The following is a 13,539-nucleotide window of genomic DNA, read 5'->3' as shown; positions in this document are numbered from 1 at the left end:
CACCACCCCGGCAGCCTTGCAGGCGTACCCCGACCCGCACGGCAGCCCCCGGAGGTGGCCTCCATGTCCCTTTCCCCCGCCCGTCGTCACCGCGTCGCAGGCGGCGCGCTGGCCCTGCTCGTCCTGGGCATCACGACCGTCGTGGTGGAGAGCGCGGCGGACCCCTCGTCCGCGTCCGGCGGCCGGACGACCGCCCCCGGCCCGGTTTCCGTCCTCGACGGAAGCACGATCCCGTGGCCCGAGGACGGCCAGAGCGCCGTCGAGCTGGTGGGCACCGGCGCCCCGGAGGCGCGAGGCGAGCAGCGGCCGGTTCCCATCGCGAGCCTGGCGAAGGTGATGACCGCCCACGTCATCCTCAAGGAGCATCCGCTGCGGCCGGGCGAACCGGGCCCGCTGATCGAGGTGGACCGGCAGGCCGCCCACGAGGCGGGGGTCGGCGGCGAGTCGACGGTGCCGCTCCAGGCCGGCCGGACGTACTCCCAGCGCCAGCTCCTCGAACTGACGCTGATCCCCTCGGGGAACAACGCCGCCCGCCTTCTGGCGCGCTGGGACTCCGGCAGCCAGGACGCCTTCGTACGGAAGATGGAGCGCACCGCGGACGAGCTGGGCATGGACCGGTCGACGTACACGGGTGCCAGCGGGATCGAACCCACGACCACGAGCACGGCCGTGGACCAGGTGAAACTGGCACGGGAGGCGATGAAGGACCCCGTCTTCCGCGAGATCGTGGCCAGCCGGAGCGTCACCGTGCCCGACATCGGCCCGATCACGAACACCAACTCCCTGCTGGACACCCCGGGCGTCGTCGGCATCAAGACCGGCTCCAGCACCCCGGCGGGCGGCAACCTCCTGTGGGCCTGCGAGGTCCCTTCCGGCGGCACCACCCGACTGCTCCTGGGCGCCGTCCTGCACCAGCGGGCGAACACCACGCCCAGCGAGGGAATCCAAGCGGCCCTGGAGAGCGGCCGCCGGCTGATCACCGGCCTCCGCGACCGACTGTCCTCGGCACGGACGGAGCGCTGAACCACGATGACGACCGCACGAACGGTGTCCGGCGCCCCTGTCCACGGCGCGGAGCGCGACGATCCCTCGGACGGCACGACGACGGAAGCCGGAAGCACGCCGCAGGGCCGGAGCACGGAACCGGGGCGGTGGTGGCGGTCGTGGCGGGCAGCCCGGTCGCGACGCGGGGGCACGATCACCACGGCCTGTTCCGTCCTCCTCGCGCTGGTCATCGCGGGCCACCGCCTGATCCCCGACGGCCCGGGCCACCTCGGCAGCCTGGTCGAGACGCTGCTCCCCTGGACCGCGCTCGCCCTGCCCGCGCTGCTCGCCGCCGGACTGCTGCGCAGATCACGGACGGCGACGGCCGCTCTGCTGATCCCGGTCACCGCCTGGCTCGCCGTCTTCGGCGGCAGGTTCGCGGACAAGTCCTCGCCCGGCGGGGACCTCACCGTCGTCAGTCACAACGTCCGGCAGGAGAACCCGGACCCGCACGGCACCGCACAGAGCCTGATCGCGTCCCGGGCGGACGTCCTGGCCCTCCAGGAGCTGAGCCCCGACACGGCACCCGCCTATGAGCAGGCCCTCGCGGCCACGTATCCGCACCACTTCTACCAGGGCACGGTGGGCCTGTGGAGCCGGTACCCCCTCCGTGACGCGCGCCCCCTGCCGATCATGCCGTGGACGCGGGCCCTGCGCGCGACGGTGGACACCCCCCGGGGCCCGCTCGCCGTCTACGTCGCCCACCTCCCCTCGGTCCGCGTCACCCCCGCCGGGTTCACCGTCGGCACGCGCGACGAGGCCCTCGGCCGCCTGGCCGAGGACCTTCGGTCCGAACGCGCCCGACGCGTGGTCGTGGTGGGCGACCTGAACGGCTCCGCCGACGACCGCTCGCTGCGCCCGCTGACCCGGCACATGGCCTCGGCCCAGTCCACCGCCGGCGAGGGCCTGGGCTTCACCTGGCCGGCACGCTTCCCCGTCGTCCGCATCGACCAGATCCTCCTGAAGGGCGTGCGGGCCACCTCGGCCTGGTCCCTCCCCGCGACGACGAGCGATCACCTCCCCGTGGCCGCACGCATCAGCCTCGGCCCCTGACGCGGTTCCGGACCGCGTACACGAACAAGCCGGACCCCCCGAGCCCAGGAATCCGGATCCCCAAGCAAAGAGATCCGGAGCCCGCGCCCATGAAACGGAACCCCGCCTTCCTTGACCCTTGGCGCGCCAGGTACCTTGTATCGCATGACACCAGGTGAGGCGGCGGCCAAACAGGCACGGGCAGCCGTGCAGCTGCGCAAGGGCGTACTGGAGTACTGCGTGCTCGCCCTGATGAGGGACCGCTCCCGCTACGGGGTGGAACTCGTCCACGCCCTGGAGGAATCCGGCGTCCTGGCCACCAGCCAGGGCACGGTCTACCCGCTGCTCTCCCGGCTCCGCCGCGACGACCTGGTCACCACCACCTGGCAGGAGTCCACCTCCGGACCGCCCCGCCGCTACTACGCGCTCACCGACGGCGGCCGGGCCGCGCTCGACGAGTTCACCCGCGTCTGGCCCGCCTTCCGCGACACCGTCGACGCCTTCCTCACGCCCCCGACCGCCCCTCCCGGAGACCCCGCATGAAGACCCCCGCCGACCCCGTACGCGACTACCTGTCGGCCGTCGAACGCGAGGCGTCCGCGCTCCCCGCCGACCGCCGCCAGGAGCTCCTCGCCGACCTCGCCGAACACATCGAGGTGACCCGCGCCGAGCACCCCGACGCCGGACCCGGCGAGGTCCTGGCGAGGCTGGGGGACCCCCGCACCATCGCGGGGACGGCACTGGCCGAGGCGGGCATCGGGACCGGGGGCGCGGCCTGGGGCCGTGACCACGTCGGCGCACCCGCCCCGCGCGCCAAGGTGCACCCCTCGGTCCCGCTCCTGCTGATCACCCTCCCCTTCCTCCTCGCGACCGTCGTCCCCGACGCCCCCGCCCTCCAGCTCTGCGTCGGGACGCTCCGCATCATCGGCGCGGTGTTCCTCTGCACCTCGGTCTTCTGGACCCCGGTCCAGAAGACGGTGGGCGTCCTGCTCACCCTCGTCCTGCCGACCACCGCCAACATCATCTGGGAGGCGACCACGATCGCCCCGGCGGGCGACGAGCCGGCCCTCGTCGCCAACCTCGTGACGCTCGCCCTCCTGGCCGCCACGTCCACGTGGCTCTGGCGGAGCCGCCGCGCCTGACCCGACCGCGCTCGCCGCGGGCCGCCCGGGACATTCGTACAAGACGCCCGGCCGCCGGCCGCGGACCATCGCCCGTATGAACCCTCACGGCGTACGACACGCGCAGCCGACGCATGTGGACCACGACGGACCGCGGGACGCTCCTCCGCTGCTGCTCATCCACGGATCCGGGGCCTCGGGCGCCTCTTGGGGGCCGGTGGTCCCGGCGCTGGCCGCCCGGCACCACGTGATCCGGGTCGACCTTCCGGGGTGCGGCCAGTCCCCACCCGCCGCGTCCTACGACGTTCGGGCGCAGGCGGACCGGGTGGCCGCGCTGCTCGACGAACTCGCGCTGAGCGCGGTCACCGTGGTCGGTCACTCCAGCGGCGGGTACGTCGCCACGGCGCTGGCGGAACGGCGACCCGACCTGGTGGGTTCGCTGGCACTGGTCGGCACCGGCCCGCGCCTCGACGCGCTGTCGCCGCAGCCGGCCGTCCTCCGGGCCCTGCTGGCGCCCCCGTTCGGGCCGCTGCTGTGGCGGCGGCGTTCGGACGCGATGATCCGCAAGGCCATCGGTGCCACGTTCGCCGCCCCGGCGGCCATCCCGCCCGGCATGGTCGCCGACCTGCGGAACACCACCTACCGGGCCTTCCGCACGGTGCTGCGCGAGAACACCGCCTACCTCGCCGAGCGGTCCGTGCCCGAGCGGCTCGCCGTACTCGGACGTCCCCTGCTCGTGGTCTTCGGCACCGCCGATCCCCGGTGGGATCCGGCGTCGGCGCGCCTGTACGACGCCGTGCCGGACGCGCGGATCGAGATGCTGCCGGGCGTCGGGCACATGCCCATGCTGGAAGCGCCCGAACCGACGGGCCGACTGCTGCTGGACTTCGCGGCCCCTCGCGCCGGGACCGCGACGGCGGGCCCTGCCTAGACTGGCGTCATGTCGTCCAAGGACGCGCCCTCCACGTGGTCGGGCGTCGACATAGCGGTGCCCCCGCCCGCGCACCGGCTGCCGGGCGTCAGCATGGCCGGATTCCGTCAGGCTCTCCCCGCGCCCGTCGACATCGCGATGGTCGCGCATCCGTCCGTCACCCTGCTCATCGACCTGAGCGGCGAGGACGGCCTGGTCTACGAGACGGGAGTCCGGCGCGGACGCGGCAGCGTCGTGATCGGCCTGGCCCCCGGCGCGCTGCGGGCGTCCGGCCTGGTGGGCGAGTGCCTGCAGATCCGGCTGCGGCCGGCTGTGGCGGCCGCGGCGCTCGGCTCGCCGGCAGGCGCCGACGCGGGCGCGGAGTCCCTGGCCGACGTCTGGGGCCTCGACACCGGACGCTTCGAGGAGCGGCTGCGTACCGCCGGGTCGTGGGACGAACGGTTCGCGATGGCGACGGACCTGGTGCGCCGGCGGATCGGCGACGGCGGCCCGCGCGTCGATCCGGAGGTCGCGTACATCTGGCGGCGGATCGTCGCGGGCGGAGGCCGGGTGCGTGTCGACAACCTGGCGGACGAGGTCGGCTGGAGCCGCAAGCGCCTGTGGGCCTGCTTCCGGGCGCAGCTCGGCCCCACCCCGAAGCGAGCCGCCCGGCTGGTGCGGTTCGACCACGCGGCCCACCTGCTCGCGGCGGGACTTCCCCCGGCCGGGGTCGCGGCCGAGAGCGGCTACGTCGACCAGTCCCATCTGCACCGCGAGACCAAGGCGTTCACCGGACTCACCCCGACCGCCGTCGCCGCCGCACCGTGGCTGGCGATCGACGACATCGCCTGGCCGGACCTCTGGCGGGCGGGACGGCCCGTGCCACGGAGCGCACGCGGTTCTGGCCGACGCTGACCGGACGGGCGAGAGGGTGCTCCGCCACCGTGGTCCGTCCGGATACGCGCGGGCGGTGCTGGAGCACGGAACCCCGGTCCGCGCCCGGTGCGGCCTCCCTCGACCACGTCAGCCGGCCGGCACGGCTCCTTCGTGCCGGCTGTGCTGCGGCCGGGAGAGGCGAACCCGTCGGGTCGGCAGGTCGATGTCCGTGACGACGACGGTGATCGTCTCCCCGGCCTCGAATTCCTCGACCGGGCTCACCGCAGGACGGCCGTGGAGATCTCTGGAGGGGAGCAGTCCCGCAACGCCGTCCCCGAGGTCGACGAAGACGCCGAACGAAACCACCTCCTGCACCGTCCCGCGGAGTTCCCGGCCCACCGAGGTGCGGTCGGCGAAGGCCCGGAGGGGGTCGGGCTCCAGTGCCTTCAAGGACAGTCTGGCCTCCGCGTTGTACGTGTCGAACTGAAGGAACTCGCACGAGACGCGCTGACCCACCCGTACGACGTCGGAGGGCGCGCTGATGTGCCGCCAGGACAGTTCGGGGCCGACGATGAACCCGACGCCGGGGAAGAGGGGGTGAGCGGGCCCCTCGTCGAGTGCCACGAAGACCCCGAACCGCTCGACCGCCGCGACGGTGCCGGACAGGATGTCGCCGCAGCGCAGGGACTCCAAGTACGCCCACAGTTCCGGGCTTTCGGACTGCCAATCCATCCCGCCACCCTGACACACGACACCGCGGACCGACCATGGCCTCGACGAGCTGCGACCATCCCGCCGCCCCCCGGAGCGGTCGAAGCTGCCGGATCCGGGACCTGGATCCCTCATCGCTTGTCCTCAGGCGCGCCACACCTCGGCCGCGGCGAGGAACGCCGACGACGACGGGCGGTTCGGAGTCCCTCCCCGACTGATCCCGCCGGGCTGGACCCGGCCGTCGACGCGCGCGCGGGCCCGTCCGCACGGGCCGAACACCAGGCTGAGACTGTGGTCCACGCCGGCCAGCGGGAACCGGTCGGTGGCGAAGGCACGCCGGTCGAGCACCTCGGCCATGCTCACGTCGATGCCTCCGCCCCAGGCCCGCAACCCGGAGGCGAGGTCGAGCCGCACCTGGACCGCCGACCGGTGGAACCGCGGGGCGGACCACGGCAGGCCGTCGAGTTCGGGGAAGTGACGGACGAAGTGCTCGGCCAGCCAGAGCGTGAGGTGCGGGTCCTCCCCGACGGCCCTCACTCCGTCCGGCCGCCAGAGCACGAAGGCGTTCCCCGCGCCGTGGGTGGACCACTCCACCTGCCAGGTGGAGACGTAGGCCGTGCACGAGCCCGCCCCGTCGAACAGCTGGAGGCCCGGATTGGCCCCGACCAGGATCGGCTTGCGCGGTGCGGGATCGTCCACCAGCGCATCGGCCGCCGCCGCCGCCGGCGTGGCGGCGGCCAGGAACCCCATCGCGCCGAGCGCGGTGCCCATGCGGACGATGCCGCGTCGGCTGACGGCGGCGGAAGCCCGACCGCGGTCGGAGTTCGTAGTCGTTCGGTGAGAACTCAAGGCGTCTCCTCGGTCGTGGTGACACGGTCGCGAACCACCATCGAGCGGGGCGGCGGTGGCCTCCACGCATTCGAGGCCCTTCGAATCCATCGGCCCGACCCGGCGCCGATGGGACACTCTCGGCATGGCGATGAGGCTGCGACTGGACGCACGGGCGTGGAGCAGGTCGCGGTTCGCCACGTCCGCGGCCATGGAGGTCCTCGGCGTGCTGCGGCACCGCGGCCGGCATCCCGCCGCTCACGCACGGGAATGGCACGCTCGTGCCCTGCGGGCCCTCTCGCCGGGACAACGGGCGCTGCTGGAGGCCCTGGTGCCCGCCGACCACAGCTACACCCCGGACTTCCTGACCCCCGTGCCGCGCCCCGGCGAGTCGATGCCGGAGGTGGCCGCCCGTATCGCGGCGACCCCGGAAGAGGAGGTCGACTACCAGCTCGACATCGCGATCCGAGGCCGCCGGGTGTGGCCCGACGTCCTCGCGCTCCACCGGAGCGAGGCGGCCTACGAGCGGTGGCGGCGACCCATGCCCCCCGCGCTCGCGACCGTGGCACGCGAGGGCGGAGCCGCCGTCGCGACCGCCGCCGCCACGGCGATGGAGGCCCTGTTCGCGTCCGTACTGGCGCCGGACTGGCCACGGGTCCGCGCGGTACTGGACGCCGACATCGGCAACCGCGCCGACCGGATGGCCGCGCACGGCGCGGCGGCGGTGCTCGACGATCTCGGCGAGCGGATGCGGTGGACGGGCACCGAACTCGTACTGGAGCGCGCCTACTCCGGGATCATCGACTGGGCCGACGAAGGAGTGCTCTTCGTGCCGGTCACGACGCACACCGGCCCGGTGCTGTTCGCCGCCGAACGCCCCCACACGCCGGTCCTGTTCTATCGTGCGCGCGGCATCGGCGCCCTGGGGGAGCGCCCGGCGGGCCCGGCCGAATCTGCCCTGACAGGACTCGTGGGCGTGACCAGGGCCGCGCTGCTGACCACGCTCGACGCACCCGCCTCCACCGTCGAGTTGAGCCGCAGGACCGGCTGGAGCAACGCGACCGTGTCGTACCACCTCGGCATCCTGCTGCGCGCCGGACTGGTCGACCGCCACCGCAGAGGCCGCGTCGTCCGCTACGCCAGGACCGACCTGGGGACGGCCCTCGCCGTCGACCGCCGGTACGGCCTTCCGGCGCGGCGCCGCTCGACGTGACGGCGGCCGGTCCGCGCCGGCGTCGCCGCACCTGGGAGCGGGGCCGGACGGGCCGGCGACGCCCCGGGCGCGCGCCACCACTGTCCCCGAAGGCGCTCCGGCTCACGTCTGGGTCCGGTCGAGGCGGAGGAGCGCGTCGGCCAGCATCTCGCCCGGGTCGCCGACCAGCCGGTGACGGGACGTGCCCGTCGGCCACGTGGAGATCCCGTCGTCCACCCACCGGGGGACGACGTGGAAGTGCAGGTGGGGCACCGACTGTTCCGAACCGGGTCCGCTGGCACTCAGGACGTTGACACCCGGGGCGGCCAGCGCGGCCCGCATGGCCGCCGCCAGGCGCTGGACCAGCGACATCGACGCGGCCAGCACCTCGGGCGGCGTGTCGAGCACGCCCGCGTAGTGACGGGTGGGAACGACCAGCGTGTGGCCGGGCGCGAGCGGGTTCAGCGGAGTGAAGGCGCACACGTCCGCCTCGCGCGCCACCCACCGCCCGGTGTCCTCGCGCAGGAGCCGGCAGAAGACGCAGTCCATCAGACCCCCGCCGGGTGGACGGGCGAGGACGGCGAAGGACCCCACCGCCGACGGACGGGTCCGTCGGTGAGCCAGGAGCCGTCACCCAGGGGCACGAGGTCGTACGGGTGGACCGCCCCGGCGGCGAGCTCGCCGCCGACCGCGCCGGTGCGCACGTCGATCAGACGGGAGCGGAACCACTCTTCGCCGACCCCGACGTCCGTGGAGGCACGGGAATCGATCACGTCGGCGTGGAGCCGCCCGCCGTCCTGGCGGGTGATCGCCCTCGGAGGTCGCGCAGGAGTCATCCGCCGAGGCTGACGCCCGGGTCGGGGCCCCGCCGGGCGGGGTGACGGGCGGCACCGCCTCGATGGCCGCATCCGGCGGTCGGGGTCTGATACACCCTGCCCATGAGATTCGTGGTCATGGTGGAGGGTGATGCGGGCGGGTGGCATGTGGATCGGGGTGCGCTGACCGAGGCCGTCCTCGCTCGGTGGACCGATGCCGAGATCGACGCGTCGGCCCACAGCGCGGTGCGCAGTCTCATCTGGGAGCTCGAGACCGCGTACGGCCCGGGTGAGGCGTACCTGCACGAGGACGGCACCTGTCTGTACATGGATGTGGGGGAGGAGGAGGCGATCTGGTTGGCGATCGCCTTTCGTACGCTCGCACCCGCGCACCTGGACCTGGTCTTCTGCGACGGGGGCTACACCTTCGACGTGCGTGTGCCGGCCGGGACCACCCGGCCCGAACTGACCGCCTTGGTGGACGCAGCGGACGGAACGCGAACCAGCGGCGGGGCGGAGGACCGGCACGGGCTTCCGGACGGGACCGGAGGCATGGTCAGAACACGGTCTTGAAGGTGGTGTCGGACGTGCGGCGCAGGGTTTCGGGGGTTCCGTACGGCTGGTCCACCGTGCCTGTGGTCGGGTAGATCCGGGAGCCCTTGGTCCCGATGGCGTACAGGTCGATCCGGCCGTCCTCGTTCCGGTCGCCGAAGGGGGCGAGGTGGGTGAACTGCTGCCAGCCGCCGCCGATCTGGCGGCGGGCGGTGAAGGTGCCGTCGCCCTTGCCGAGGTAGAGCCAGAGGACGCCGTCCTTGTCGCGGGCGAGGAGGTCGCCGCCGGAGGCTCCGGCGATGTCGCCCGGGGCGAGGAGGAGGTTGTAGGTCTGCCAGCCGCCGCCGATCCTGACGCGGGGCTTGAAGGGGGTCCTGGTGTCGCCGGTGGAGACGTAGAGCCACAGCACCCCAGAGGTGTCGGTGGCGAGCAGGTCGCCGCGTCCGTCGCCATTGAGGTCCGACCCGCCGGTGATCTTGTCGTAGACCTGCCAGCCACCGCCGACCTTCGTGCGCGGGAGCAGCTTCTGGTCCACGCCCTTGTGGAGCCAGAGGACGCCGTCGCGGTCGCGGCCCACGAGGGTGCGCTCGGACGGCGAGGCCATCAGCGTGTACGTGTTCCACCCGGTGCCCAGCACCGTCGGCGCCACCGGGTCCAGGGCGTACTCCGCCTCGCGCACCAGCTTGGTCTCGTACGCGGACAGCACGCCGGCGCCGTCGCGGACCAGGAGGTCCGGGTTGCCGTTCTCGTCGTGGTCGCGGTGGGCCGCGGTGCGGTTGACGGTCAGGGTGCCGGTCCGCTCCAGGCTCGGGCCGACGTTCAGCACCTCCGTGGCCGTCATCTTCCAGGAGTACTCGCCGTCGTAGACGGCGATGTCGCCCCAGGAGCCCCGGCTGCCCAGCGTGAAACGGTAGGTGGGCGGCGGCGAGTGGTGACCGGAGGAGAAGGACCACTGCCGGCCGGTGGCCTTGTGGGTCAGGGTGAGAACGGGGTCCACGGGGTGGTTGAAGTCCCAGGCGAATTCCACCCAGCGCTCCGTCGCGTCGAAGTCGACGACCGACGGAACCTGTTCGGTCGTCACGACGAGGTCCGGGAGGCGTCCGCTGCTCGCCACGAGCTCCGCGGCGGCCTTGCCGTCGGCGCCGACGGTGACCCGGTAGATCCCCTCCACCCGGTCGAGGGTGCCGTCCACGAGGAAGGCGCCGTCCGCTCCGGGGCGCACGCCGCGGACGCGGTCCAGGACGGTCAGCGCCCGGTTGTCGGTGAGGGAGTGGAGGCTGAGCCCTCCGGTGCCGCCGAGAGCCCGCCAGTCCGCCGAGAGGGCGGCCCACTCGCCGCCGCCGTAACCGCCCAGCTCCCGGGTCCGGCCGCTCCCGGTGTCGTACAGCCAGTACGACGCGCCGTCGTCCGCGGCCGTGTAGTCGTACCAGGTGAGGTGGGTCTTCGAGACGGCGACGGACTCGAATCCCAGGATGGAGTTGCGGGCCTGGACGGTCTTGACCACCGAGGCCGAGGAGAGGTGCACCAGGGAGAGGTACTGCGCGGAGGGAGTGCCCGTCCGCACGGCGAGCGCCCCCGGCGCCGTGCTGACGACGTCCGCCCCGCTCGCCGGCAGGCCGGTCACCGTCCGGCGGAGCACCCGGTCGCCCACCTTGTCCACCAGGTGGATGTCGCCCGCGTCCTGGATCACGAGCGTCGTGTCCACGACGGCGACCAGCCGGCCGGGCGTGGTGATGACGACGGGCGGGGCGTCCGACCCCATGTCGCGCAGGGTGTACGTGCCGTCGCCGGAGTCCTGCACGACCGTGTCGGACCCGTCGGCGCCGAGGTGGCGGGCGCCGGGCAGGGCGGTGACGGTGCCGTCGTACGACGTCCAGAAGTACGGCGCCGTGCCCGTTCCCGCCCGTGCGAGGAATCCGGTCCTCCCGCCGCTGAGGAGCGTGCCGCCCTTGGGGAAGGGCGCGACGTCCTCCGCGGCGGCCAGGGGCGCGGTCACGGGCGCGGTCAGGGGCGCGGCGACGGTGGCCGGGGCGGCCGCGAGGGTGCCGGTGACGGCCCCGGCGGTGAGGACGGCGGCGGTCAGCAGCGGCCTGGACGGGCGGGTACGGGACACGTGGGGTCCTCCGGTCGGACGGGGTCGCCCGGGTGCGGCCGTGAAGGCCGCACCCGGAGGACTCGCGAGGAGAGCGAACGGGGCTGCGGGCCGAAGCCCCGGTGCGTCAGGAGACGCTGGTGAACTTCGTTCCCTCACCCGCGTAGAGGGCGGTGTCCGTGCGGGTGAGGGGGGAGGTGAGGGACCCGGTGGACCGGTAGACGTAGGTGCCGCCGGCCCCGTAGGCGACGAGGTCCGGGCGCCCGTCGCTGTCGACGTCTCCGGCGCCCACGAGCTGGGAGAAGGCCTGCCAGCCGCCGCCGATCTCGCGGCGGGCGGCGAAGGTTCCGTCCTCCTTGCCGAGGTACAGCCACAGGACGCCGTCCTTGTCGCGGGCGACGAGGTCGCCGCCGGACGCTCCGGCGATGTTCCCGACGGCGGTGATCTGGTTGTAGATCTGCCAGCCGCTGCCGACCTTCACGCGCGGCTTGTAGGGCTGGGCGGCGTCGCCGGTGCCCGCGTAGAACCACAGGCCGCCGGACGTGTCGGTGGCGAGGAGGTCGGCGCGTCCGTCGGCGTTCAGGTCGGAGCCGCCGGCGAGCTTGTCGTAGACCTGCCAGCCGCCGCCGACCTGGCGGCGGGCGGTGAAGGTGCCGTCGCCCTTGCCGAGGTAGTGCCACATCGTGCCGGAGCCGTCGACGGCCACGAGGTCGCCGTGCGCGGCGCCGGCGATGTTCCCGGCGGCCTCGATGTGCGTGTACGTGTTCCACCCGGCGCCGATCTGGGCGCGCTGGGCGCTCTCGACCCGGCCGTCGACCGGGCGGTCGCGCAGGTCGTCGCGCCAGAGCACGCCGGAGGCGTCGCGGGCGAGGACGTCGGTGGAGCCGTTGTCCGTGAAGTCGTGCGGGTTGGCCGTGCGGGTGACGGTGACCGGCGAGGTCCGGGTCACGGGCTCGACGGCGCCGTTGTGGAGCTCCGCGCGGGCCTCCACGGTGTAGGCGCCGTTCGGCGCGTCCACGCCGTCGATGGTGCCGTCCCAGGCGAAGGCGAAGTGCCCGTCCTCGGCGGGGGAGTACGCGGCCTCGGTGACCTCCTTGCCGGTGGCCGTGTGCGTGAGCGTGACGACCACGGAGGCGTCGGGGCGCGACAGCGTCCAGTTGAGGGTGACGGAGCCGCCGGACTCGTCCAGGTTCACCGTCTCGGGCACCTGGGTCTGCTCGAAGGTCAGCGGCACCGCCGATGCCGGGCTCGCCACCTTGGTGAGCGAGAAGCCGCCGTCGGCCGCCTCGGCGATCCGGAACAGGCCCTTGCCGTCGGCGGCCGTCTCGCCCTGGAACACCACGGTGCCGTCGCCGACGGAGGCGGCGGCGGTCGCCCTGGGGGCGAGCTCGCGGGTCTCGCCGGTGGTCAGGTCGAGGGCCTTCACGGCGGTCGTCGGGTCGCCGTGCACCAGCCACGAGCCCATCAGGGCCGCGTAGGCTTCGCTGTCGCGGGCACCCAGGACGGTCTTCTTCCGTTCCTTCGTCGTGCGGTCGACGGAGGTGATGTACAGGCCGGACGCGCTGTCGTAGTCGGTCCAGGCCACGTGCGAGTCGGAGAACTGCAGCCCGCTGAAGTCGTAGCCGCCCTCGGCGGACGCGTACGTCTCCGAGACCGTTCCGGTCGCCACGTCGACGACGGCCCGGCCGCCGGTCCGCGCGTCGGCGGGGCCCGTCGCGTAGCCGACGAGCACGGTGCCGTCCTGGACGTCCGAGCCGAAGAAGTCGGCGGCGTCCGCCGGCAGCCCCTCGACCTTGCGGTGGGTCGTCTCGGCACCGGCCTTGGTGACCACGTGCAGTTCCGTCGTCCCGTCGCCGTTCCTGAGCTGCGCGAGCACGCTGTCGGGGCCGAGCACCGTGACGTAGGTGCCGTCGAGCGGGCCGAGGTCGATGTCCACGGCCGGGGCGGACGGGTCGGCCATGTTCCGCAGGCTGAGCGCGGTCATCCGGGCGGTCCACCCGGCGTCGCCGAGGACGACCACGTCACCGCCGCCGAGGGCCCAGCCCTCCGGCTCGCCGAGCGGGGTCGGGGCACCGCCGTCGAACGGCGTCCAGAGCAGCTTCCGGCTGCCGTCCCGCTCGAAGGAGTAGGTGAGGAAGCCCGAGGGCGAGATGCCGCCGAGGTCGGCGCCCTCCGGAAGGACGGCGGGGGAGTCCGCCTCCGCCGCGGAGCCGGCGGACACGGCGGCCGGCGTGGCCGCGAAGGCGGCCGGGGCGGTGGCGAGGACTCCGGCCCCGAGGGACGTCACGGCGAGGACGGTCGCGACGGCGGTGGCGAGACGGGCGGTGCCGGCGGTGCGGTGCTGCAAGTGAGACCCCCATGAGAAG

General features: G+C 73.8%; 14 protein-coding genes. 8 read left to right on the top strand and 6 right to left on the bottom strand.

The genetic code is table 11. The features are described 5' to 3' along the window. The first annotated feature begins 63 nt into the window (after positions 1-63). From IE321_RS04035 to IE321_RS04010, 6 genes are all read left to right on the top strand, one after another. Positions 64-1,023, top strand: a complete 960-nt coding sequence (locus tag IE321_RS04035; protein ID WP_190221805.1) for a D-alanyl-D-alanine carboxypeptidase family protein — start codon at positions 64-66, stop codon at positions 1,021-1,023. Between the two features lie 6 nt (positions 1,024-1,029). After that, the gene (locus IE321_RS04030) at positions 1,030-2,097 is read left to right on the top strand and encodes an endonuclease/exonuclease/phosphatase family protein (RefSeq protein ID WP_190221804.1); all 1,068 of its coding nucleotides are present in this window, start codon (positions 1,030-1,032) and stop codon (positions 2,095-2,097) included. Positions 2,098-2,241: 144 nt separating this feature from the next. Further along, on the top strand, positions 2,242-2,619 hold the full coding sequence (locus IE321_RS04025; protein ID WP_043220832.1) for a PadR family transcriptional regulator: 378 nt from the start codon (positions 2,242-2,244) through the stop codon (positions 2,617-2,619). Then, the gene (locus tag IE321_RS04020; protein WP_190221803.1) at positions 2,616-3,218 is read left to right on the top strand and encodes an HAAS signaling domain-containing protein; all 603 of its coding nucleotides are present in this window, start codon (positions 2,616-2,618) and stop codon (positions 3,216-3,218) included. The genes IE321_RS04025 and IE321_RS04020 overlap by 4 nt, the downstream gene beginning before the upstream one ends. A gap of 76 nt (positions 3,219-3,294) precedes the next feature. Beyond that, positions 3,295-4,128, top strand: coding sequence for an alpha/beta fold hydrolase (locus IE321_RS04015; RefSeq protein WP_190221802.1), 834 nt, complete (start codon positions 3,295-3,297; stop codon positions 4,126-4,128). A 9-nt stretch (positions 4,129-4,137) separates the two neighbouring features. Continuing rightward, positions 4,138-5,022, top strand: coding sequence for an AraC family transcriptional regulator (locus IE321_RS04010; protein ID WP_190221801.1), 885 nt, complete (start codon positions 4,138-4,140; stop codon positions 5,020-5,022). Positions 5,023-5,130: 108 nt separating this feature from the next. Here IE321_RS04010 and IE321_RS04005 read toward each other — a convergent pair whose 3' ends face one another. Further along, entirely contained in the window at positions 5,131-5,715 is a 585-nt protein-coding gene (locus IE321_RS04005; protein WP_190221800.1) for a S1 RNA-binding domain-containing protein, read from the bottom strand. Positions 5,716-5,838: 123 nt separating this feature from the next. Further along, positions 5,839-6,543 (bottom strand): hypothetical protein, encoded by a 705-nt coding sequence (locus IE321_RS04000; RefSeq protein WP_226652908.1) that lies wholly within the window; start codon positions 6,541-6,543, stop codon positions 5,839-5,841. Between the two features lie 124 nt (positions 6,544-6,667). On the opposite strand from IE321_RS04000, the gene IE321_RS03995 reads away from it, so the two are divergent. After that, positions 6,668-7,735, top strand: coding sequence for an ArsR/SmtB family transcription factor (locus IE321_RS03995; protein ID WP_190221799.1), 1,068 nt, complete (start codon positions 6,668-6,670; stop codon positions 7,733-7,735). A 102-nt stretch (positions 7,736-7,837) separates the two neighbouring features. On the opposite strand, the gene IE321_RS03990 is transcribed toward IE321_RS03995, so the two are convergent. Next, a complete protein-coding gene (locus IE321_RS03990; protein WP_190221798.1) occupies positions 7,838-8,263 on the bottom strand; it encodes an HIT domain-containing protein in 426 nt (141 codons plus the stop codon). After that, a complete protein-coding gene (locus tag IE321_RS03985) occupies positions 8,263-8,550 on the bottom strand; it encodes a hypothetical protein (RefSeq protein WP_190221797.1) in 288 nt (95 codons plus the stop codon). The genes IE321_RS03990 and IE321_RS03985 overlap by 1 nt, the downstream gene beginning before the upstream one ends. 102 nt (positions 8,551-8,652) lie before the next feature. Between IE321_RS03985 and IE321_RS03980 the strand changes: the two genes are divergently transcribed. Beyond that, positions 8,653-9,102, top strand: coding sequence for a hypothetical protein (locus IE321_RS03980; RefSeq protein WP_190221796.1), 450 nt, complete (start codon positions 8,653-8,655; stop codon positions 9,100-9,102). Here the strand turns inward: IE321_RS03980 and IE321_RS03975 are convergent. Beyond that, entirely contained in the window at positions 9,086-11,194 is a 2,109-nt protein-coding gene (locus IE321_RS03975; protein WP_190221795.1) for a hypothetical protein, read from the bottom strand. The genes IE321_RS03980 and IE321_RS03975 overlap by 17 nt on opposite strands. 106 nt (positions 11,195-11,300) lie before the next feature. Beyond that, complete coding sequence (locus IE321_RS03970; protein WP_190221794.1) at positions 11,301-13,520, bottom strand: FG-GAP-like repeat-containing protein; 2,220 nt, start codon at positions 13,518-13,520, stop codon at positions 11,301-11,303. Positions 13,521-13,539: the final 19 nt, after the last annotated feature.

The organism is Streptomyces hydrogenans (genome assembly GCF_014656075.1).
Lineage (GTDB): Bacteria > Actinomycetota > Actinomycetes > Streptomycetales > Streptomycetaceae > Streptomyces > Streptomyces hydrogenans.
This window is presented reverse-complemented; position numbering and strand designations above follow the sequence as displayed.

Coding starts and splice junctions, on each gene's coding strand:
- IE321_RS04035 (WP_190221805.1), top strand. CDS start 64: ATGTCCCTTTCCCCCGCCCGTCGTCACCGCGTCGCAGGCGGCGCGCTG.
- IE321_RS04030 (WP_190221804.1), top strand. CDS start 1,030: ATGACGACCGCACGAACGGTGTCCGGCGCCCCTGTCCACGGCGCGGAG.
- IE321_RS04025 (WP_043220832.1), top strand. CDS start 2,242: ATGACACCAGGTGAGGCGGCGGCCAAACAGGCACGGGCAGCCGTGCAG.
- IE321_RS04020 (WP_190221803.1), top strand. CDS start 2,616: ATGAAGACCCCCGCCGACCCCGTACGCGACTACCTGTCGGCCGTCGAA.
- IE321_RS04015 (WP_190221802.1), top strand. CDS start 3,295: ATGAACCCTCACGGCGTACGACACGCGCAGCCGACGCATGTGGACCAC.
- IE321_RS04010 (WP_190221801.1), top strand. CDS start 4,138: ATGTCGTCCAAGGACGCGCCCTCCACGTGGTCGGGCGTCGACATAGCG.
- IE321_RS04005 (WP_190221800.1), bottom strand. CDS start 5,715: ATGGATTGGCAGTCCGAAAGCCCGGAACTGTGGGCGTACTTGGAGTCC.
- IE321_RS03995 (WP_190221799.1), top strand. CDS start 6,668: ATGGCGATGAGGCTGCGACTGGACGCACGGGCGTGGAGCAGGTCGCGG.
- IE321_RS03990 (WP_190221798.1), bottom strand. CDS start 8,263: ATGGACTGCGTCTTCTGCCGGCTCCTGCGCGAGGACACCGGGCGGTGG.
- IE321_RS03985 (WP_190221797.1), bottom strand. CDS start 8,550: ATGACTCCTGCGCGACCTCCGAGGGCGATCACCCGCCAGGACGGCGGG.
- IE321_RS03980 (WP_190221796.1), top strand. CDS start 8,653: ATGAGATTCGTGGTCATGGTGGAGGGTGATGCGGGCGGGTGGCATGTG.